This is a genomic window from Nocardia heshunensis, assembly GCF_054782115.1.
The window spans coordinates 89,972-109,028 of the sequence record NZ_BAAGTC010000026.1; the positions used below are offsets into that span (position 1 = coordinate 89,972).

The 19,057-nt window shown below is 66.8% G+C and carries 21 protein-coding genes; 9 read left to right on the top strand and 12 right to left on the bottom strand.

All coding sequences use genetic code 11. The features are described from left to right. Positions 1 to 9: 9 nt before the first annotated feature. Positions 10 to 2,133 (bottom strand): amylo-alpha-1,6-glucosidase, encoded by a 2,124-nt coding sequence (locus ACYVN4_RS40520; RefSeq protein ID WP_460728777.1) that lies wholly within the window; start codon positions 2,131 to 2,133, stop codon positions 10 to 12. Beyond that, entirely contained in the window at positions 2,123 to 3,427 is a 1,305-nt protein-coding gene (locus ACYVN4_RS40525) for a glycosyltransferase family 4 protein (protein ID WP_460728982.1), read from the bottom strand. The genes ACYVN4_RS40520 and ACYVN4_RS40525 overlap by 11 nt, the downstream gene beginning before the upstream one ends. 85 nt (positions 3,428 to 3,512) lie before the next feature. Here ACYVN4_RS40525 and ACYVN4_RS40530 point away from each other — a divergent pair, with 85 nt between their 5' ends. Then, positions 3,513 to 3,848 carry a hypothetical protein gene (locus ACYVN4_RS40530; RefSeq protein WP_460728779.1) on the top strand — a complete coding sequence of 112 codons (336 nt, stop codon included), beginning with the start codon at positions 3,513 to 3,515 and terminating at the stop codon, positions 3,846 to 3,848. Here the strand turns inward: ACYVN4_RS40530 and ACYVN4_RS40535 are convergent. Then, a complete protein-coding gene (locus ACYVN4_RS40535; RefSeq protein ID WP_460728781.1) occupies positions 3,833 to 4,933 on the bottom strand; it encodes an AMP-binding protein in 1,101 nt (366 codons plus the stop codon). The two genes, ACYVN4_RS40530 and ACYVN4_RS40535, sit on opposite strands and share 16 nt — an antisense overlap. Positions 4,934 to 5,110: 177 nt before the next feature. Here ACYVN4_RS40535 and ACYVN4_RS40540 point away from each other — a divergent pair, with 177 nt between their 5' ends. Both ACYVN4_RS40540 and ACYVN4_RS40545 read left to right on the top strand, forming a co-directional pair. Continuing rightward, the gene (locus ACYVN4_RS40540) at positions 5,111 to 6,094 is read left to right on the top strand and encodes an ABC transporter substrate-binding protein (protein WP_460728783.1); all 984 of its coding nucleotides are present in this window, start codon (positions 5,111 to 5,113) and stop codon (positions 6,092 to 6,094) included. A gap of 39 nt (positions 6,095 to 6,133) precedes the next feature. Then, positions 6,134 to 6,469, top strand: a complete 336-nt coding sequence (locus ACYVN4_RS40545) for an MmcQ/YjbR family DNA-binding protein (protein WP_460728785.1) — start codon at positions 6,134 to 6,136, stop codon at positions 6,467 to 6,469. Positions 6,470 to 6,478: 9 nt separating this feature from the next. On the opposite strand, the gene ACYVN4_RS40550 is transcribed toward ACYVN4_RS40545, so the two are convergent. Continuing rightward, positions 6,479 to 6,805, bottom strand: a complete 327-nt coding sequence (locus ACYVN4_RS40550; RefSeq protein ID WP_460728787.1) for a cupin domain-containing protein — start codon at positions 6,803 to 6,805, stop codon at positions 6,479 to 6,481. Positions 6,806 to 6,869: 64 nt separating this feature from the next. On the opposite strand from ACYVN4_RS40550, the gene ACYVN4_RS40555 reads away from it, so the two are divergent. Further along, on the top strand, positions 6,870 to 8,294 hold the full coding sequence (locus ACYVN4_RS40555) for an aminotransferase-like domain-containing protein (protein WP_460728789.1): 1,425 nt from the start codon (positions 6,870 to 6,872) through the stop codon (positions 8,292 to 8,294). A 6-nt stretch (positions 8,295 to 8,300) separates the two neighbouring features. On the opposite strand, the gene ACYVN4_RS40560 is transcribed toward ACYVN4_RS40555, so the two are convergent. Both ACYVN4_RS40560 and ACYVN4_RS40565 read right to left on the bottom strand, forming a co-directional pair. After that, positions 8,301 to 10,355: a M13 family metallopeptidase gene (locus ACYVN4_RS40560; RefSeq protein ID WP_460728791.1), complete on the bottom strand. Its 2,055-nt coding sequence runs from the start codon at positions 10,353 to 10,355 to the stop codon at positions 8,301 to 8,303. A 113-nt stretch (positions 10,356 to 10,468) separates the two neighbouring features. Beyond that, positions 10,469 to 12,505, bottom strand: a complete 2,037-nt coding sequence (locus ACYVN4_RS40565; RefSeq protein WP_460728793.1) for a M13 family metallopeptidase — start codon at positions 12,503 to 12,505, stop codon at positions 10,469 to 10,471. A gap of 313 nt (positions 12,506 to 12,818) precedes the next feature. Between ACYVN4_RS40565 and rplN the strand changes: the two genes are divergently transcribed. From rplN to ACYVN4_RS40585, 4 genes are read left to right on the top strand one after another with little or no spacing between them, the layout of a single operon-like run. Next, positions 12,819 to 13,187: a 50S ribosomal protein L14 gene (rplN, locus tag ACYVN4_RS40570; RefSeq protein ID WP_379353923.1), complete on the top strand. Its 369-nt coding sequence runs from the start codon at positions 12,819 to 12,821 to the stop codon at positions 13,185 to 13,187. 2 nt (positions 13,188 to 13,189) lie between these two features. After that, complete coding sequence (rplX, locus tag ACYVN4_RS40575; protein WP_067574588.1) at positions 13,190 to 13,504, top strand: 50S ribosomal protein L24; 315 nt, start codon at positions 13,190 to 13,192, stop codon at positions 13,502 to 13,504. A 1-nt stretch (position 13,505) separates the two neighbouring features. After that, the gene (rplE, locus tag ACYVN4_RS40580; RefSeq protein ID WP_452401306.1) at positions 13,506 to 14,069 is read left to right on the top strand and encodes a 50S ribosomal protein L5; all 564 of its coding nucleotides are present in this window, start codon (positions 13,506 to 13,508) and stop codon (positions 14,067 to 14,069) included. A 3-nt stretch (positions 14,070 to 14,072) separates the two neighbouring features. Then, positions 14,073 to 14,258: a type Z 30S ribosomal protein S14 gene (locus ACYVN4_RS40585; RefSeq protein WP_029923637.1), complete on the top strand. Its 186-nt coding sequence runs from the start codon at positions 14,073 to 14,075 to the stop codon at positions 14,256 to 14,258. Between the two features lie 79 nt (positions 14,259 to 14,337). Here ACYVN4_RS40585 and ACYVN4_RS40590 read toward each other — a convergent pair whose 3' ends face one another. The 5 genes from ACYVN4_RS40590 to ACYVN4_RS40610 are packed head-to-tail and all read right to left on the bottom strand — an operon-like array spanning position 14,338 to position 17,371. After that, on the bottom strand, positions 14,338 to 14,958 hold the full coding sequence (locus ACYVN4_RS40590; RefSeq protein WP_460728796.1) for a hypothetical protein: 621 nt from the start codon (positions 14,956 to 14,958) through the stop codon (positions 14,338 to 14,340). Next, positions 14,955 to 15,452 (bottom strand): hypothetical protein, encoded by a 498-nt coding sequence (locus tag ACYVN4_RS40595; RefSeq protein WP_460728798.1) that lies wholly within the window; start codon positions 15,450 to 15,452, stop codon positions 14,955 to 14,957. The genes ACYVN4_RS40590 and ACYVN4_RS40595 overlap by 4 nt, the downstream gene beginning before the upstream one ends. A 4-nt stretch (positions 15,453 to 15,456) precedes the next feature. Then, on the bottom strand, positions 15,457 to 16,704 hold the full coding sequence (locus tag ACYVN4_RS40600; RefSeq protein WP_460728800.1) for a DUF6973 domain-containing protein: 1,248 nt from the start codon (positions 16,702 to 16,704) through the stop codon (positions 15,457 to 15,459). Next, the gene (locus tag ACYVN4_RS40605; RefSeq protein ID WP_460728802.1) at positions 16,701 to 16,994 is read right to left on the bottom strand and encodes a hypothetical protein; all 294 of its coding nucleotides are present in this window, start codon (positions 16,992 to 16,994) and stop codon (positions 16,701 to 16,703) included. Before ACYVN4_RS40605 ends, ACYVN4_RS40600 begins: the two co-directional genes overlap by 4 nt. A 23-nt stretch (positions 16,995 to 17,017) precedes the next feature. Then, positions 17,018 to 17,371 (bottom strand): YbaB/EbfC family nucleoid-associated protein, encoded by a 354-nt coding sequence (locus ACYVN4_RS40610; RefSeq protein WP_460728804.1) that lies wholly within the window; start codon positions 17,369 to 17,371, stop codon positions 17,018 to 17,020. A gap of 186 nt (positions 17,372 to 17,557) precedes the next feature. On the opposite strand from ACYVN4_RS40610, the gene ACYVN4_RS40615 reads away from it, so the two are divergent. Continuing rightward, positions 17,558 to 18,337, top strand: a complete 780-nt coding sequence (locus tag ACYVN4_RS40615) for an LppU/SCO3897 family protein (protein ID WP_460728806.1) — start codon at positions 17,558 to 17,560, stop codon at positions 18,335 to 18,337. Between the two features lie 7 nt (positions 18,338 to 18,344). On the opposite strand, the gene ACYVN4_RS40620 is transcribed toward ACYVN4_RS40615, so the two are convergent. Beyond that, entirely contained in the window at positions 18,345 to 18,884 is a 540-nt protein-coding gene (locus ACYVN4_RS40620) for a hypothetical protein (RefSeq protein ID WP_460728808.1), read from the bottom strand. Between the last annotated feature and the right edge of the window lie 173 nt (positions 18,885 to 19,057).

The window sequence follows — 19,057 nt, forward strand, 5'->3', positions numbered from 1 at the left end:
CCCACCGGATCAGTGCGTGATCAGCCGCCAATCGTCGGGCAGGTTGGTGGCGGTCACCCGATTCCCCTCCACGGCCAGGTCGACGACCACGCCGCCGAGCCGCAGATCGGTGAGCTCGACCCGCCCCCAGCGGGCGGGCAGATGCGGCAGCACGGTCAATGTGCGGTGCCCGACATCGGGATCCAGGCCCAGGAACGACCGCACCAGCAGCAGCGGCGCCGCGCTCGCCCACGCCTGCGGCGAGCAGGACGTCGGGTAGGGGACCGGCGCCGCGAACTTGGCACGCGGGAAACCACAGAACAATTCGGGCAATCGGCCGCCGAACGCCACCGCCGCGTCGAGCAGCCCGTCGGCCAGCCGGGTGGCCAGGTCGAGCGCCCCGGGCAGGTGCCGGTAGCGCAGTAGACCCGCGACGGCGATCGCGGTGTCGTGCGGCCAGACCGAACCATTGTGATAGCTCATCGGGTTGTAGGCGCCCATGCTGGAAGCCAGTGTGCGCAAACCGAATCCGCTGTCCATCTCCTGCGAGGCAAGCTTGCCGATCACGATGGCAGCATGCTCGTCGGTGACGATGCCCGACCACAGGCAGTGGCCGATATTGCTGCTCAAGGCATCGAGCTGACGCTTGTGTGCATCCAGAGCCATGGCGAACCAGCCCTTTTCGGGCAGCCAGAACGCCTCCGCGAACTTGGTGCGCAGCTCGGCCGCCCGATCCCGCAGGTGCCCGGCGGTGGTGGTGTCGCCGAACTCCTCGGCCAGCTCCGCCCGGGCCAGCGTGGCCGCGTACACGTAGCCCTGCACCTCGCACAGCGCGATCGGCGGCTCCGGCAACCGGCCCGCGGCATCGTTGATGCCGTCGAAACTGTCCTTCCAGCCCTGATTGATCAGCCCGCGGTCGGTGGCCCGCCGGTACTCCACGAACCCGTCGCCGTCGCGATCACCGTAGTCGTCGATCCAGGCCAGGGCCGCGTCCGCGGCGGGCAGCAACGCCTGGACCGCGTCCACGTCCGCACCCCAGCGCCGGGCCTGCGCCAGCAGCATGACGAAAAGCGGTGTGGCGTCGACGGTTCCGTAATAGGTCTCACCGCCGAGCACCTGCCCGCTGGCCGGGCCGCGCCGCATCTCGTGCATGATGCGTCCCGGCTCCTCCTCGGTCATGGGATCCACCCGCTGGCCCTGCATTTCGGCCAGCTGCTGCAGGGTGCCCACGGCCAGACCGACATCCAGCGGCAGCGCCATCCATGCCGTGAGCAGCGAGTCCCGGCCGAACAGCGTCATGAACCAGGGCGCGCCCGCGGCCACGAACGGCCGCCCGCCGCGCGCGTCGTCGTGGATCTGTAAAGCGCCCAGGTCGCTTTCGGTGCGTTCGAGCACCCACGTCAGCTGCGGATCCGCCGCGGTGATCGTGGCGGCGGTATCGCGCCAGGCCGCGATCTTGCGGCTGGGCGCGCTGGCCTCGTAATGCTCACCCGGCCGCAGCGGCGCGTGGATCGGCTGATTGCCCATGGTGGGCTGGCATACGATCTCGGTCTGCCAGCTGCCGCCCGCCGGGACCACCGCCCGCCACGACAGCGAACCCGGCAGCACCACGGGCGTTTCCGACGACGACACCGCCAAACCCCGGGACCGGTCGGAGCGATCGTTGAGCAGCAACTCCACATCCCCGGCGATCACCTCGGCGCGCGCATTGCCGCCCCGGCCTTCCTTGACCGCGAACAGATCCACGAAATCCGCGTCCACATGCAATTGCAGGTCCACGGCAGTGGTCTCGCGACCCAGGTTCTCCACCGTGATGGTCTCCCGCAGCCCGTCGGCCACCAACCGCTCCCTGACCAGTAAGACCGTGCTGTCCGCTGCGCCGGCCCGGGGAGGCCGGCGCAGTATGAACCGGGCGGTGAACGCCTCCGGACTCAATACCGACAGCGGCTCCGGCCGCTGCCCGTCCAACAGCAACTCCCAGCGCGACAGCACCCGCGCGTCCCGGAAGAACAGGCCGTACGGCGTTCCGTGCTCGATATCCCCCCGATGATCGGAGAGGCAGAACGTGCTGCCCTCCACCAGGGTGACCGCCCCGCCGCCACCGCCCACGCTCGGTTCCCCGGCATTGAGCGCGTTCGGAGTGTCACTGTTCATGCAGACCCTTTCGCCGCGGCACCCGCCGCTGCCGCGACATCGCCTTCGAACTGGAACCACTGTCCGACACAGGTTTACGGCCCGGAGTCAGCTCACCGCCGGTCAAGGCATCTGGATGCCCGGAATGCGTGGTACCGCGACCCAGCACCGTGGCCGCGATCGCCCGACCGGGCCCGGTACCCGCCGCCCGCTGCCCGACCACCAACGCCCCGGGCTGCCCGATCGTCACCCCGGAATGACGGGACACGGCAAGGCGGTGCAGCCGATGCTCGCGCACCACCCGCCGATAGATCTCCTCGTATCCGCTTCCCAGCGTGTCCGCGCCGAAATGCGCGGCGACGTGGGCGCGCATGGCGTACGGGTCGTAGCCGCGGACCTCGGCCATGGCCGCGGGCAACTCGGCCGGATCGTCGCAGACGCGACCGGTGACACCGTCCACGATCACCTCGGCGACCGCGCCGCCGCGCAACGCCACCACCGGCGTCCCGCACACCATCGCCTCGATCATCACCATGCCGAACGGTTCCTCCCATTGCACCGGGAACACCAGACAGCTTGCACCGGACAACAATGCGCGTTTGGCCACGGCATCGGCCATGCCGAACAGGTGATCGCGTTCGGTGAGCAACGGCCGCACCGCGTTCTCGAAATAGCGCACCTCGGGCGGCTCGGCGCACTTGCCCGCCAGGATCAGCGGCATTCCCGCCGCATGCGCGGCCGCCAGCGCCAGATGCGGCGCCTTGTCCGCGGTGAACCGGCCCAGGAACAGAGCGTAGTCGTCCTTGTCCGTGCGGAACGGCCAATCCTCGACCCGCAGTGCGTTGTGGACGCGGCCCACCCAGTTCAGGTCCGGGGCCATGGCTTTTTGCCGATCGCTGATCGCCACCAGGTGCGCGTCGGTGCCCAGTTCGCGGTAGTAGACGTACGGGTCGCCGTCCACCGGTCCGTGCACGGTGACCACGGTCGGCAAACCCAGTTCGCGGGAGACCGGCATATTGAGCGGACCCGCGAAGGTGTGGTCGTGCACCAGATCCAGGCCCTCGGTCGCCGCCAGGCGCTCCAGCGCTCGCCGCGCCTTCAACGCGTGCACGACCTCCGGGAACGGATCGCCGAGCCGCTCGGATTGCGCTCGGTCCCACAGTGATCGGAATTCCCCCTTGGTGCCGTTCACGCCCGCACCCAGCAGCGTCACCCGGTGCCCGCGCTCCACCAGCGCGTCCACCAGATCCGCCACCACCGCTTCCACCCCGCCGTACGCCTTGGGCGGGATATCGAAATACGGTGGCACCACCATCGCGATGCGCAGCCGCTCGCGCTCGACGGAGGGGAATTCGATTGCGGCGGTGGACGGAACGGGAAGCGGCGCAAACTCGGCGCTCATGACGGCCCTTCTTCCAGGGTTGCGATCGTCGGCGTCCGGACAGCGGGACACCGACCCGAAGCCGGGGCCGAAGGAGATCGAAAAGCGCTGGTGCCGCACGGCAGCACGCTCCGAGTTGAACGCCTGGCGATCGTCGCGCCGACTGGTGCCCGGCGGTGAGATCAAGGCCTGGGGGCACCCCGAGGCGTCATCGCGCTCGGCGGCCAAATGGGTGATTCCACACTATCGCCGGGAATCACTTGAAAAGTACGGATCGGAATTGTTCGGGGGTTTCCGTGCGGAAAGCCCGATGCGAATGCCGCAGCGCGGAGGCTCGGCTCAGGCCGCGGCGTAACCGCCGGCCGCGGGGTAATCCGAGTCGATGGTCACCTCGGAAATGCCGGCGGGCGCGGCGGATTCGATCATGTCCAGCAGCAGCCAGCCATCGGCGGTCCAACCGCCGTGGGTGTCGGTGCGCACCAGCCGACCGCCCGGCACGAACGGATCGTCGACGAAACCCTCGGCGGCACCGTCGAGTTCGAGCGCCAGCGCCGCACCGCCCACATACACCCGGCCGGACCGACCCGGCGGCACCAGCCGCAGCGACTCGTCCAGCACCAGCAGCCGCGCACCCGGGATCGGGCGCACCCGGCCGGATCCGTCCAGTGGTCCGCGGCCCGCGACACCCGCGTATTCCGGTGTGCTGTAGGCGAATCCGGTGCACGAGCCGGGAGCCAGCCCGCGCAGTAGCTCCGCGAGCGCCGCGGGACAGTCGGAACCGAAGACATCCCAGCGCCGCACTGACGGCAGCGCGGGGGAGGGCAGGAAGGCCAGGCCCGCCAGCGTGCCCGTGTCGGCGACGACGTGGGTCGGGGCGGTCAGGGCGACGAGTTCGGCCAACGCGGCCGCGTCGCCGCGCTGCGCGGCGGTGGCCAGCACCAGGGTCGCGCCGTCGGCCAGCACGGCCAGCAGTTCGACCGCGGCGTCGGTGGTGTCCCAGCGGCTGGCGAGCAGGCGCACATCCGGTGAGCCGTACGCCTTGTCGATCGAGCAGTCGCGGCGATCGGCGGCCACGGCCCGGCGGTCGTCGGCGGCCGCAGCCACCGCGACCGGCTTCAGGCCGGTGCCCTGCGGACCCAATTCGGCCAGCACCGCGCCGAATTCGGCGGCCGCGGCGATATCGCACAGCAGCCGGGCCAGATCGTCGAGGGTGGGTCCGGCGGTTCCGGTGACACCGCCGTCGAGACGTTCGTAGAGTTCGGCATAGGTGAGGATGTGGTCGCCGCAGCGCACCGCGGTGCGCAGCGCGGGCACACGCCGACCGCAGTCGATCAGCATCGGCACCGACGGCACGTCGTACAGTTCGACGCCGTTGGCCCATTCGTCCACGAGCCGGTGATGCTCGACGGCGGACAACATCTCCGGCACCGCACGCTCCATCGTTCCAAACCCCCGGGTACTAACTTATCCAACCCTAACCTAATCGATCGAGAGCACGATAGGCCACCCCGATCGGGATCGAATCGGCGACGACGCTCACCGATTGCCGAGAAAATTAGGCTAGGCTCACCTACCGCTCGGCCGTGTGGGCGGGCATGTGCAGACAGGAGAGTCACGATGAAGTCGGCGTTCTCGATGCGATCCCGCAGCGTGCGGGCGGCCCTGGCCGCCTTGGCGGGCGTCCTCGCCCTCGGACTGACGGCCTGCGGATCCTCGAGCGACGACAGCTCCGGCGGCGGCGAACCGGTCACCATCACCCACGCCCTCGGCCAGACCACCGTCAACGGCACCCCCAAACGCATCGTGGCCCTCGGCAACCAGTGGCTCGACACCGTGCAGGCCCTCGGCGTCACCCCGGTCGGCTACATCGACAACATCGCGGTGCTCAGCAAGGGCGCGCCGCCCTGGGAGCCCGCCGCACTCGCGCAGTCCAAGGCGCTGCAGACCACCGGCAATCTCGCCGAACAGGTCGCCGCCCTCAACCCCGACCTGATCCTGGCCGACTCGTTCATCGCCGACGCCAAGACCTACGGCGACCTGTCCAAGGTCGCCCCCACCCTGCCCGGCCTCGGCAAGCAGGCCATCACCCCCTGGCCCGACCTGGTCCGCACCCTCGGCCAGGTGCTGCACCAAACCCCCGCCGCCGACAAACTCGTCACCGACCTCAATGCCCGCATCGACGGCATCTCCCAACGCAATCCGGGCCTGAAGGGCAAAACCTTCACCAGCTCCTGGCTCGCCGGCCCCACCCAGCTCATGGTCCTGACGGCCCCCGACGACGGCTCCACCCGCCTGTTCACCCAACTCGGCATGACCATCCCCCCGGCCCTCGTCGCTCAGGGCGGCAACGGCGGCCGCCTGGCCCTCTCCCCGGAACGCCTCGACGAGCTGACCTCCGACCTGCTGCTGGCCGGCTTCTCGCCCGGCATGGACGAAAAGTACCGAGCCCTACCGGGATACAACGACCTCCCCGCGGTGAAGAAGAACGCCGTCGTCTTCCTCACCGTCCAAGAAATCAGCGCCATCAACCAGCCCACCCCGCTGGCCCTCCCCTACCTCCTCGACAAACTCGACCCCGCCTTCACCAACGCCGCCAAATAGCACCGACGCCTGTCGGACTCGCCTGGCAACATCGGGGGCATGACGGTGAGCGGGGACGAGGTACGGGCGGTGGCGCTTGCGCTGGCGCGCACCAAAGAGGGATTCGAGTGGGAGATGCCCACTTTTCGGGTGGCGGGGAAGCTGTTTCTGACGTTGCCCGAAGGGGAGACCTCGATGGCAGTGCGCTGCCCGATCGCCGATCGCGACGAGTTGGTGCAGGCCGAGCCGGACAAGTTCTGGATCGCATCGCACGAGGTGATGAACGCGTGGGTGCGGGTGCGGCTGGCCGCCCTGGACGACACCGAGGAGCTGGAGGCGATCATCACCGACTCGTGGCGCCAGGCCGCACCCCGGGAACTGGTCGATCCCGCCTGAAAGCGGTGATCAGTTGCCGTACTGGGTGGTTTCGGGCTGCTCGATGAGGACGACGTGCGCGGGTTCGGGGGCTACCGGGCGGTGACGGATGCCGCGGGGGACAGTGAAAAGGTCACCGGGGGTGAGGGTTACGGGGTCTCGGTCCTCGAGTTCCAGGCGGAAGGTGCCGTCCCAGCAGAGGAAGAGTTCGTCTTCGTCGTGGTGGTGCCAGGGGAATTCGCCATGGATCTGGGCTACGCGTACGACGGAGTCGTTGACGCGGGCCAGTTCTCGCTGCTGGAACGGGCCAGGGAGGGTGGCGATGGTGGCGGGGATCGACGTGGCTGTTTCGGTCATGGGGTCAATCGTCGGCGGCTCGCGGTGGTGAGGGCAGGGCCAATGCGGCAGGATTGGTTCCGTTATGGATCCAATCGAGGTGACCGAACGACTGGGGCGCTGGTCGTCGGGACGCGGGCCGCTGTACGTGCTGCTGGCGAGCCGGTTGCGACAGCTGATCGATGACGGTGAGTTGGCCGCCGGGGCGCTGCTGCCACCGGATCGGGTGTTCGCGAAACAGCTCGCGGTGGGCCGGAATACGGTGATCGCCGCCTACGATCTGCTGGCCGCCGAGGCGCGGATCGAACGGCGGCGGGGCAGCGGCACCCGGGTGGCGGGTACGGCCGTCGAGCCCGCCCCCGACACCACCAGCGCGCCCATGTTCCTGAATCTGCTGGAGCCGCACCCGGATCTGATCTCCCTGGCCTGCGCCGCACCGGAAGCGCCGCCGCTGATCGTGACCGACGCCTACGCCGCGATGGTTCCCGTGCTGGCGGCCATGACGGCCGAGATCGGCTATCACCCGGCCGGTTACGCGCCGCTGCGGGCGGCGATCGCCGATCGCTACACCCGGCTGGGCGCACCAACGCGACCCGAGCACATCCTCGTCACCAATGGCGGCCAGCAGGCACTGTCGCTGCTGGCCCGTGCCTTCGTGCGGCCCGGAGACCGGGTGCTGGTCGAAACACCCACGTACCCGGGCGCATTGGAGGCCTTCCACGAGGAGTCGGCGGTGCTCACCACCCTCCCGATCGGATTCGGCGGGTTCGAGGCGGCGGTGCGGGCCCGCCAGCCGGTGCTGGCCTACCTGACCCCGACCTTCCAGAACCCCACCGGCACGGTGCTTTCCGGACTGCGACGGCAGCGGATCGCGGATATCGCTGCGGCGCAAGATATTCCACTGATCGCCGACGAGATCACCGCCGACCTCGGATTCCCCGGAACCGCGAACCCGCCACCCCTGGCCGCCGACGCCGACACCGTCATCTCGATCGGCTCCCTGAGCAAGAACCTGTGGGGCGGACTGCGAGTCGGCTGGATTCGGGCGACGGAACCGGTCATCGCCCGCCTCACCCGGCTGCGGGCCGTGCACGACCTGGGCGGGAATCTGCCCGCCCAGCTGGTCGCGACGAGCCTGGTGCCCGCCATCGACGCCACCGCCCCGCAGCGGGCCGCCCGCCTGCGCACCGGCCACGACCTGCTGCGCACGAAACTCGCAGTGGCACTACCGGACTGGGAAGTGCCGCCGGTCACCGGCGGTCAGACCCTCTGGGTGCGGCTGCCCTACGGCGACGGCACATCCTTTGCCCAGACCACCCTGCGGCACGGCGCCGCGATTCTCGCGGGCACCGGCCTCGACCCGAGCGGCGGCAGCGAGGACCGTATTCGCCTGCACTTCCGGCACCCGGACGAGGTCCTGGCGGCGGCCGCCGATCGGCTCGCGACAGCGTGGCGGGCCTATCACCCGCCCGCGCGCCGCCCGACCGTCCCGCCGCCGCTGGCCATCTGATCCAGATCAGAAGGTGACGCGCTGGTCCTCGGGCCGGAAGAGCTTGTCGCCGTCCTTGACCCCGAACGTGGCGTAGAACTCGGCCTGGTTGCGCACCACCTCGTTGGCGCGGAACTCGTCGGGGGAGTGGGGGTCGTTGGCGATCAGGTTCTCGGTGTACTGCGTGGTCTGCTTGGCCCGCCAGTTCCGACCCCAGGACTCGAACATGTCCTTGTAGTCGGGGTTTTCGACCCCCGCCCGCTTCTGGTTGATGCGGTAGGCGGCGAAAGCCATTTGCAGCCCGCGATTGTCGGCGACGTTCTCGCTCAGGGTCAGCGTGCCGTCGACGTGATGCGCGGGATCCAGCCCCTGCGGCACCAGGCCGTTGTACTGGTCGACGATCTTCTTGGTGCGCTCGTCGAACTGGGCCCGATCCGCGGCGGTCCACCAGTCCTTCAGATTGCCGTCGGCATCGTATTTCGAGCCCTGGTCGTCGAATCCGTGCCCGATCTCGTGCCCGATGACCGCGCCACCCGCGCCGTAGTTCACGGCCGCTTCGGCATTCGCGTCGAAGAACGGCGGCTGCAGGAACGCGGCCGGGAAGACGATCTCATTGTTGACCGGCTGGTAGTAGGCGTTCACCGTCTGCGGCGTCATGCCCCATTCGGTCTTGTCGACCGGCTTGTCCAGCTTGTCGAACATCTTCTTGTTGCCGAAAACATTGGCGGCACGCAGGGATTCGATCAGCTGCCCGCGGGTGATCTTCAACCCGCTGTAGTCCTCCCACTTGTCCGGGTAGCCGATCTTCACGCCCATCTTGCCGAGCTTGACCAGCGCGGCGTCCTTGGTCGGCTGCGACATCCAGGTCGAGTTGGTGAAATTGTCCTTGTAGGCAGCGATCAGGTCGGCGACCATGTCCAGCGCCCGCTGCTTGGCCTCGGGCGGGAAATGCTTGTCCACGTAAAGTTTTCCGAGCTGCTCGCCCAGTGTGTCGTCGACCGTGCCCACCGCGGACTTCCACCGGTCGGGCCGCTGTGTCAGCCCGCTCATCACCGTCCCGAAGAACTCGAAGTTGGCGTCGGCGATCGTCTTGGGCAGGAAGCGCGCGAATTCCCGCACCACCGACAGCTTCAGGTACTCGCGCCACACCGCGATATCCACGTCCTGCCACAGCTTTCCGGCCGCCGTGATGAAGGACGGCTCGGCCACGATCACCGTCGCGAACAGGCTCTTGGGCCGATCGGTGGTGCCGGCGAGCCAGGGATCCCAATCGAATTGCGGTGCCAGCGCCACCATGTCGGTCCACGACATCTTGTTGTAGCTGGCCTCGGTGTTGTGCAGCTTGATGTTGTCCCAGAATCCGGCCGCGATCTTCGTCTCGAGATCGAGCACCCGGCCCGCCATGGCGACCGGATCGGCGAAACCCGCACCGGTGGCGATCTTTTCCAGGAACGTCCGGTATCCGGCGAGCTTGTCGGCGTATTCGGGCTTGCGGTAGTACTGCTCGCTCAACCCGATGCCGGACTGCCCGACCGAGGCGATGTGCGCACTGGAGTTCTTGCGATCCACCGAGACGCCGAGCCCGATCAGCCCGCCGATCGGCAGCGCGGCCATCACCTTGGCCAGATCCGGCTTACCGGCCGCCTTGTCGATATCGGCGAACATCTCTGCCAGCGGCGTGACACCCAGCTTCTCGATGCCGTCGACATCCAGCCGCGCGTCGTACAGATCGCGGATCTTCTGCTCGGTGGTGTCGGGCTTGGGATCGGAGATGCCCTCGATAATGTCCTTGAGCTGCCCCTGCACCCGATCGCCGACCTCGTCGAAGGTGCCGAAGGAGACCTTGTCGGCGGGCAGCGAATAGTCCTGCAGCCATTTGCCGTTGACGAACCGGTACAGGTCGTCCTGGGGCCGCACCGCGGCATCGGACCCGGACATGTCCGGTCCGGTGAGCTGGGTCGAGGCGACCGAGTTCTTCGTATCGTGCCCGCACGCCGCCAGCGTGGCGACCGCCGGCGCCAGACCCAGCGCGATCAGAAAACGACGACGGTCCAAACCGGCCGGACGACCCGACGAACTCACAGGCACTACCTCTCCCCGAAGCTGCGATACCGACGCGAGGCTACCGGGGATGGCAGCCTCGCGCGGGGTGTCACGTTCCTGGGAGTTCGCTCAGCGTGCTCGCGGGAAGCAATTCAGAGGGTGACGCGCTGCTCCGGCGGCAGGTACTCCTTGTCGCCTTCCTTCACGTCATACGTGCTGTAGAACTCGCCGAGATTCTTCACCACCTGGTTGCACCGGAATTCGGCCGGCGAATGCGGATCATTGGCGAGCTGATTCTCCAGCGCCTCGTTCGTCATCTTGGTCCGCCAGGTGCGACCCCAGGACTCGAACATCGGCTTGTAATCGGGAGTGGCCGTCCCCTTGCGCTTCTCGACCATGCGATAGGCCGCCAGCGAAATCTCCAGCCCGCGCAGATCCGCCAGGTTCTCACCGACGGTCAGCTCCCCGTTCACATGCTGATCCGCGGGCAGCCCGGCCGGCACCAGCGCGTTGTACTGGTCGATGAGCTGCTGCGTCTTGGCCTGGAACGCCGCCTTGTCCTCGGGCGTCCACCAGTCCTGCAGGTTGCCGTCCGCGTCGTACTTGGAGCCCTGGTCGTCGAACCCGTGCCCGATCTCGTGCCCGATGACCGCGCCGCCCGCGCCGTAGTTCACCGCGGGCTGGGCATCCGGATCGAAGAACGGCGGCTGCAGGAACGCCGCGGGGAACACGATCTCGTTGCCGCTCGGGTTGTAGTAGGCGTTGACCGTCTGCGGCGGCATCCCCCACTCCGACTTGTCCACCGGCGTCCCGAGCCGGTCGAACATGCGCTTGGCGTCGAAAGTGTCGGAGGCGCGCAGGGATTCGACCAGCTTGCCGCGGGTGACGGTGAGCTTGGAGTAGTCCTCCCACTTGTCGGGGTAGCCGATCTTGGCGTCGATCTTGTCGAGTTTGACGATGGCGGCCTGCCGGGTGGGCGGCGACATCCAGCTGGAATTGGTGAAGTTGTCCTTGTAGGCGGCCCGCAGATCGCCCACCATCTCCAGCGCCCGCTGCTTGGCCTCGGGCGGGAAATGCTTGTCCACGTACAGCTTTCCGAGCGCTTCGCCGACCGTGCCGTTGACGGTGGACACCGCCGCCCGCCACAACTCCGGCCGCTCCTTCAGGCCCGACATCTCCTTGCCGAAGAAGTCGAAGTTCGGATCGGCGATCGCCTTGGGCAGGTACGTCGCGAACGCGCGCACCAGGCCCAGCTTCAAATACTCACGCCAGGCGGCGATATCGACGTCGGCCCACAGCTGCGCCGCGCCGGTGATGAACGACGGCTCACCCACATCGACCTTGTCGAACAGATTCTTCGGCCGGTCGGTGGTGCCGGAAAGCCAAGGATCCCAATCGAATTGCGGACCCAGCGCGGTGAATTCCGCCCACGTCTTCAGGTTGTAGGTGGCATCGGTGTCCCGCAGTTTCACGTTGTCCCAATGGAATCCGGCGATCCGCGTCTCCAGGTCCACCACCCGGTCGGCCAGCGCGGTCGGATCGGCGAACCCGGCACCGGCCGCGATGCGCTGCATGTACGTCCGGTACTTGGCGAGCTTGTCGGCGTATTCGGGCTTGCGGTAGTACTGCTCGCTGAGCCCGAGCCCCGCCTGCGACACCGACGGCAGATAGGCATTGGAATCCTTCGGGTCGGGCCCGACGCCGATCCCGATCAGTCCGACCCCGGGTAGCCCGCCCATGACGTGCGCGAGATCGGCCTTGGTCGCCGCCTTGTCGATCTGATCGAACAGATCCTGCAGCGGCGTCATGCCGAGCTGCTCGATCGCGTCCTTGTCCATCCGGCCGTCGTAGAGATCGCGGATCCGCTGCTCGTTCGACCCGGCCTTGGGGTTGTGGATCCCCTCGATAATGTCCTTGAGCTGCTGCTCGACCCGCTCCTGCACCTCGTCGAAGGTGCCGAAGGACACCTTGTCCGGTGGCAGCTGGTACTCGTCGAGCCACTTGCCGTTGACGAACCGGTACAGGTCGTCCTGCGGCCGGATCGCCGGATTCGAACCGGACATGTCCGGTCCGATCAGCTGCTTGGGTTTGTCGTTCTTGTTACAGGAGGCCAGCACGGCCACGGTGGGCACGAGACCCAGGGCGATCAGGAACTTGCGGCGGTCGAGAGCAGGACGCTCGGACGTCACGCGGATCTCCTCATATCGGCTGATCGGATAGCTCGGACGTTGCTCGAGCCGACGCTAGTAGCCTCGACTGAGGAAGACCTGAATCCGCCGCGGGCGCGTGTCCAGTACCCCGATTTGGGTCCGACCTGGGGGTTCGCTAAACTGTTCCGGTTGCCTGCGGGAGCTCTGCCCCGCACTTCGGCCGCGAACCCACAGTGGTTGATCTCCAGTTTGGTGTGAAACCGCTGGCAGGCGTGCGTTTGAAGGGCAACTGACCATGCCCGTCGGGTCGGCAATCCGGCGTGCATTTCGTCCAGGTCTAGGAGGAGCTGAAGTGATTCAGCAGGAGTCGCGACTGCGCGTCGCCGACAACACGGGTGCCAAGGAAATCCTTTGCATTCGCGTTCTCGGTGGTTCGTCGCGTCGCTATGCCGGTATCGGCGACATCATCGTCGCCACCGTGAAGGACGCCATCCCGGGTGGCAACGTCAAGAAGGGCGAGGTCGTCAAGGCCGTCGTCGTGCGCACCGTCAAGGAGCGCCGTCGCGCTGACGGCTCGTACATCAAGTTCGATGAGAACGCCGCGGTGCTGATCAAGGCGGACAACGATCCGCGTGGCACCCGCATCTTCGGCCCGGTCGGCCGTGAGCTGCGCGAGAAGCGTTTCATGAAGATCGTTTCGCTGGCGCCGGAGGTGCTCTAACTATGAAGGTGCACAAGGGCGACACGGTCATCGTCGTCTCGGGCAAGGACAAGGGCGCCAAGGGCAAGGTCATTCAGGCCTACCCGGCGACCGGCAAGGTCCTGGTCGAGGGCGTGAACCGCATCAAGAAGCACGTCGCGAACTCCGCGAACCAGCGTGGCGCCAGCTCGGGCGGCATCGTCACTCAGGAAGCGCCGATCCAGGCCTCCAACGTGATGGTCGTCGACTCCGACGGCAAGCCGACCCGCGTGGGCTACCGCACCGATGAGAACGGCAAGCGGGTCCGCATCTCCCGTCGCAACGGGAAGGACATCTGAGATGACTTCGACTGACAAGGTGCAGCCGCGTCTGAAGACGCGCTACCGCGCCGAGATCAAGCCGGCCCTGAACGAAGAGTTCAACTACGCCAACGTGATGCAGATCCCGGGCGTCGTGAAGGTCGTCGTGAACATGGGTGTCGGCGACGCCGCCCGTGACGCCAAGCTGATCAACGGTGCGGTCGCCGACCTCACCCTGATCACCGGCCAGAAGCCCGAGATCCGCAAGGCCACCAAGTCCATCGCGCAGTTCAAGCTGCGTGAGGGCATGCCGATCGGCGCGAAGGTCACCCTGCGCGGCGACCGCATGTGGGAGTTCCTGGATCGTCTGATCTCCATCGCGCTGCCGCGTATCCGCGACTTCCGCGGTCTGTCGCCGAAGCAGTTCGACGGCAACGGCAACTACACCTTCGGTCTCTCCGAGCAGTCCATGTTCCACGAGATCGACGTCGACAAGATCGACCGTCCGCGTGGTATGGACATCACCGTGGTGACCACGGCCACCAACAACGAAGAAGGCCGCGCGCTGCTCAAGCACCTCGGCTTCCCGTTCAAGGAGAACTGATCCATGGCTAAGAAGGCTCTGATCAACAAGGCCAACGCCAAGCCGAAGTTCGCGGTGCGTGCCTACACCCGCTGCCAGCGCTGCGGCCGCCCGCACGCCGTCTACCGCAAGTTCGGCCTGTGCCGTGTCTGCCTGCGCGAGATGGCTCACCGCGGCGAGCTCCCGGGCGTCCACAAGTCGTCCTGGTGACTCACCGGTCCTGGTGACCACGTAACACCAAACCCAAAGGCCCCCACCGAGATCCGTCTCGGTGGGGGCCTTCGGCGTTTCAGCGGATCTGGGCCCAGACCCACCAGTCGAGGTAGAGACGGTCGAAGGTGTCGCCCGAGGCTTCCATCAGCACGGTTTGCTTGCCGAGTTCCATGCCCGGGTGCGCGGCGAGACTGTAAGGAGTCGCCGGGCCACTGGGACGCAGCAATGCCATTGTGCTGCCGGGGCTGTCGTGACTGCGTTCGCGCACCCAGTGCGTGGCGACATAGCGCTTCAGGTCGGCGGGATCGGCGAATTCGGTGAACCAGGTCGATACGTCGTGGTCGTCGAGGCAGGTGAGCTGGCGCAGCGGCACCGGATCGCCCGGCGCCACCGTGACGGTGCCCACGGCCGAACAACGCGCGCCCGCAAAGCCTTTGTCGTCGGGCTTCAACGGGGTCACCGGGTAGAAGGTGAACGCGAGGCTGTAGTAATCGCCCCACGACGGGGGCGCTGCCACCGGCCTTCGGTGCAGGTCGTGCTGGGATTTCCAGTAGAGACCGGCGGCCACGACGAGGCCGATCACGACCGTCAGCACCAGCGCGAGGGACGCGAACAGAACGACGAACTCGCGGGATGGTCTCCGAGGCGGTGGCGGCATCTGGGGAGGCGGCGGCCAGTGCCCCGGCGGCGCGGTCATGCCGGGCCGAGCCCGCGACCGCTGGCGACCAACTGGGACTGGGGATTCAGCGAAACACCGTAACTGAGATTGATCGGCTTGGAATCGCCGCGCCAGTCGACTTTCTGGACGGGAACACGGTCCTTGAAGAAGAGGTAGAAGCCCTCGGGGACCGGTGTCTGCACTGCCGGAAGACCTTTCCAGCAATGCCCGGGTGTCTGCACGATTCCGTTCAGTTCGGCCTCCGGGGTGTTCGACGCCACGTCCGCCATGAGATCCCAGTCTTCGGTCCATCCGGCCGCTCCGGTGAGCTCGTCCAAGCGCACCGGGTTCTTGTCGTGCACCGCACGCCGAAGTTCCTGACCGAGGGCGGGACTCGAGCCGAGTGGTTCCTTCAAGCTATTGAGGTCGAACTCTCCCGCGCACGCAGCCCGGCCCGAGTCGTGCGAGACGAGTGAGCATGCGCCGGTAGCCGACAGCATGAGCGTGATCAACGCGAGCCGCAGGATCCTCATGAGATCAGAATTTTCCGGTGGGCATGGGAATGTCGGCTCCCGCGATGATGCCCGTATCCTTAACCGGGACATTGCTTTTCGCGAGCTGAGGCACGAAGTCTTCCGTGGGCTGATAGATGACGACCATCTCGCCCCGGTCGATCGAATTGATGATCTCGGTCTTCAGTTGTTCCGGACTGGCGCCCGGGTTGGACTGCGCGATGATGCGTCCGCGTTCGTTGTTGTAGAGATCCATCGCCTCGCGGGCCGGTGGATTGCCTCCGGTCTTCTCGTGCGCCGTCGCATACTTTTCGGTCCATTCGGCACCGAACTCCTGGGTCATTCGCGCGTTCCAATACGAGTGCCGCAGCGCGTCCGCCTGACCGTCGGCATGTGAATCCCTGTTCTCCATCGTGTATTTGTTCGCCATCCGATCCTTCGCGCCGCCCAACGCCTCCGCGTCGTTCTTGATCTCGAAGAACTTGTAGGCATTGACCGGGTTTCCGCCGTTGAGCGGATTGGCGAGATCATTCAGCGCCGCCGCCTCCTCGGCGGTCATCTCGATGGGTTCCAGATCGGGATACTTCACCCGGAGGATATTCAGCAGCGTGCTGTCGGGCCAAAGTGTGGTGCCCTGCTCCGACACGGACGTCTGGTACTCCTTCAGGATTCGCGCCAGATCCGCGTCGGCGGGCATGGGGACCACGGCCAGCTTCACCGAATCGGTCAGCGTCTCGAGACAGCGCGCCACCGCCTGCGCCGCAAGCTTGTCGATCTCCTTGACGTCGTAGAACGCCTGCGTGAGATCGCCGCTCAACGACATCTGTGCGGCCGTCTTCAGCGCGACCGCCGCTGCTCCGTATGGCGAGGTGCCGGTCGCGGTCTGCCAGTTGGATTTGCGGGAGTACACGTCACCGGTGGTGTCCTTGTAGGTGAAATCCCACTTCGACTCCTCGACCTCCTTGACCACCGACCGCAGGGTGGCGATCTTGACCGCGAACTCGTGGTTCGCGTCGTCGATGGCTCGAGCCATGTTCTGGTACGAGTCGGCGGTCGCGTGCCCATCGGTTTTGAATGTGGTCGAGACCTTGCGCGCCTCCTCTCCGGCCTTTTCCCCGAAGTAGTCGCCCGACTGCTGAACCTTGCCGTCGGCGTTGGTGACCTGCTGGTCGAGGGTGGTCGACGCCTGCTGCACCTTGCCGACCACGAGGCTGAGCGCCGACAGATCCCACGCCAGGACCTCGGAGATCTTTAGCTTGTCCTCGTCACTCATTTGATCGCCTTGAATCCGTCGGCATTGATCTCTTCCATTTTGTCGAGCGCATTGGCCGCGCTGTCGGTCACGTCGGCGAACTCGCGCAGTCGCTTGGCATGCAATGCGAGAACGCGATCCATCGCCTTCAGTGACTCCTCGGTGCGGGTCGCAAGGTCGCAGTGCGGCAACTTGTTTCGCGCCGATTCGCGATCGTTGATGGCGACGCCGGACCGGCCTCCCGGACCGGCCTCCGCGAGCTTGGCGATGGTCCCTTCGGCGGTGCGCTGGTCGGTGGCGAGCTGCCGCATCTTCGCGGTATCGAATTCCACGCCTAGACCCCGAACGTAATGCGAAGCGGCGCAGGCTCTTCCCAATCCGGCGCGGCCGGAGCAGAAGGCGGGGCGCTCGCGGCGCGGCGAGCATTCTTCTCGAGCTCCGCGTGCACGCGTCCGGCCTCGGCCTCGGCGCGCTGCCTGGCGGTGCGATGGCACTGCACGATGACGCTCGCGAGCCGCTCGGCGTCCGCGCTCATGGCATACGGCGAAATCCGCAGGTCCGTGATCGCCCCATACGCATCGGACTCCACGACAACCAGCCCCTCCGACGCCTGCGCCTGCCCCCGAATCCGAAGGATCGCCTCATCGGCCTGCCTGACCTTCTCCGCCAACAGCTCGCCGTCGTTCAACGGGACCCCCTTATCGCCAGTTGCGCACGCCCACAGCTATTTGCGGACAAAACGGACATTACTGAATTCGGCAAGCCCGCGGCAACTGCGGCGATGACCGAACAGGTCGTTCGATTGGTCCGCGTCTCCCCGGCACGCTACCGTGACGCCTCGTCTGAACTGGTTGGTCGTGGGGGAGGGATCCGGATGCGTTGGGCGGTTGCGGTTTCGGCGGTGCTACTGGCCTTGTTCACCAGTGGGTGCGGGCTGATCGGGGGTTCCTCCGATGCGGTGAGCCACGGGGATTGCCTGAAGAAGTCCGGGGATGACGGGTTCGACAAGGTGTCGTGTTCGTCGGCGGATGCCGGGTTCGTGGTGCTGGATCGGGCGGGGAGTGGGAACGCGCACGACCGGTGTGTGGATGTGGCGGGGACGGAGTACGTCTACACCGACAGTGGCAAGGGGTCGATCTGTGTGGGGATCAAGGGGGTTGATCCCGCGCATGCGGCGAATGCTGCGCAGAAGGGTGACTGCCTCACCGATACCAAGGGCAACAATCCGCTGAAGGCGGACTGTGGTGACGCCACCGCCGTCTATCGGGTGCTGGACCGCCTCGACACCACCGAGTTCATGCCCGACGCGGCCTGCAAGAAGGTTGCGGGCACCCAGACCACTTACAGCTACCTGCTGAAGGCCAAGAAGGGGATGGGCGCCTTCGGCACCGGCATCGTGTTCTGTTTGATCGCAAAGGGTTCCGACCCGACCCTCACCATCGACAACGCCAAGATCGGTGACTGCCTGAAGAAGTCCGGCGCCGAAGACGTCGAGATCACCGCCTGCTCCAGCCCCGACGCCGAATACAAAATCCTGAGCTCCCAGCTGGATACGTCACTGTGCGACCACGTCTCCGGCTCCATCGCCACCTACTCCTACCAACAGCCCGGCGAAATCATGCCCAAGGCCTTCTGCCTCGGCTCCGCCCGCTGATCCGCGTTCACGAGCACTGGGTGAGGGCGGCGTCCTTGGCGGTGAAGTAGCGGTCCTGGGCGGGGTCGAAGTCGGCGTCGTTGCTGGTGCCCAGGCCGAGTCTGGTCATTTGGCCGCCGAAAGCCGTTGCGGCTTTGGAGTATTCGGTGAGTGCGGCGGCGAAGTCGGCCGGGGTGGGGTTTTTGGCGAGGGCGTCGGAGACCTCGGTGCCCGCACTGTTGAGTGCGTTGGCGGCGTCGGTGATGGCGGTGCGGGCGGCGGTGATGTCGTGGTCGTCGATGCGCTGGTTGGCGGTGTGGATCTTGCCCGCGACATCGAGGGCGTCGGCGACGAAAACGCCGCAGACGGCGTTCTGGTGGGTGACCAGGGCGGCGGAGGTGGCGGCCGCGGCCGAACTGGAGGCGGCGGCGACCGAGGATCGGTAGGTCGTCACCTCGGCTTGATCGGCGACGGCCGTGCCGTCGATGGTGCTGGCGCAGGCCACGACGGTGAGTCCGGTGGCCGCGGCGGCCAGCGCGGAGATCATAGCGGCGACTCGACGATTCACGCTTGCCCCTTTACCTGTAGCTCTCGCGGATGGCATCAGGCAGGAATGGTGAAAAGATCTTGTTCGCACGATACCGAACCCGGCGGCATCCGCGGCACTGTGACCCGGACCTCGATTTGGTCGCTGATCAGGGGTTGTCTACACTAGACCGGTTGCCCGGGCACAGCTCTGTC

What these genes read in the sequence shown, in the direction of transcription:
- ACYVN4_RS40520 (WP_460728777.1), bottom strand. Translation starts at nt 2,133, where the DNA reads ATGAACAGTGACACTCCGAACGCGCTCAATGCCGGGGAACCGAGCGTG.
- ACYVN4_RS40525 (WP_460728982.1), bottom strand. Translation starts at nt 3,427, where the DNA reads ATGGTGGTGCCACCGTATTTCGATATCCCGCCCAAGGCGTACGGCGGG.
- ACYVN4_RS40530 (WP_460728779.1), top strand. Translation starts at nt 3,513, where the DNA reads ATGACGGCCCTTCTTCCAGGGTTGCGATCGTCGGCGTCCGGACAGCGG.
- ACYVN4_RS40535 (WP_460728781.1), bottom strand. Translation starts at nt 4,933, where the DNA reads ATGGAGCGTGCGGTGCCGGAGATGTTGTCCGCCGTCGAGCATCACCGG.
- ACYVN4_RS40540 (WP_460728783.1), top strand. Translation starts at nt 5,111, where the DNA reads ATGAAGTCGGCGTTCTCGATGCGATCCCGCAGCGTGCGGGCGGCCCTG.
- ACYVN4_RS40545 (WP_460728785.1), top strand. Translation starts at nt 6,134, where the DNA reads ATGACGGTGAGCGGGGACGAGGTACGGGCGGTGGCGCTTGCGCTGGCG.
- ACYVN4_RS40550 (WP_460728787.1), bottom strand. Translation starts at nt 6,805, where the DNA reads ATGACCGAAACAGCCACGTCGATCCCCGCCACCATCGCCACCCTCCCT.
- ACYVN4_RS40555 (WP_460728789.1), top strand. Translation starts at nt 6,870, where the DNA reads ATGGATCCAATCGAGGTGACCGAACGACTGGGGCGCTGGTCGTCGGGA.
- rplX (WP_067574588.1), top strand. Translation starts at nt 13,190, where the DNA reads ATGAAGGTGCACAAGGGCGACACGGTCATCGTCGTCTCGGGCAAGGAC.
- rplE (WP_452401306.1), top strand. Translation starts at nt 13,506, where the DNA reads ATGACTTCGACTGACAAGGTGCAGCCGCGTCTGAAGACGCGCTACCGC.
- ACYVN4_RS40585 (WP_029923637.1), top strand. Translation starts at nt 14,073, where the DNA reads ATGGCTAAGAAGGCTCTGATCAACAAGGCCAACGCCAAGCCGAAGTTC.
- ACYVN4_RS40590 (WP_460728796.1), bottom strand. Translation starts at nt 14,958, where the DNA reads ATGACCGCGCCGCCGGGGCACTGGCCGCCGCCTCCCCAGATGCCGCCA.
- ACYVN4_RS40595 (WP_460728798.1), bottom strand. Translation starts at nt 15,452, where the DNA reads ATGAGGATCCTGCGGCTCGCGTTGATCACGCTCATGCTGTCGGCTACC.
- ACYVN4_RS40600 (WP_460728800.1), bottom strand. Translation starts at nt 16,704, where the DNA reads ATGAGTGACGAGGACAAGCTAAAGATCTCCGAGGTCCTGGCGTGGGAT.
- ACYVN4_RS40605 (WP_460728802.1), bottom strand. Translation starts at nt 16,994, where the DNA reads ATGCGGCAGCTCGCCACCGACCAGCGCACCGCCGAAGGGACCATCGCC.
- ACYVN4_RS40615 (WP_460728806.1), top strand. Translation starts at nt 17,558, where the DNA reads ATGCGTTGGGCGGTTGCGGTTTCGGCGGTGCTACTGGCCTTGTTCACC.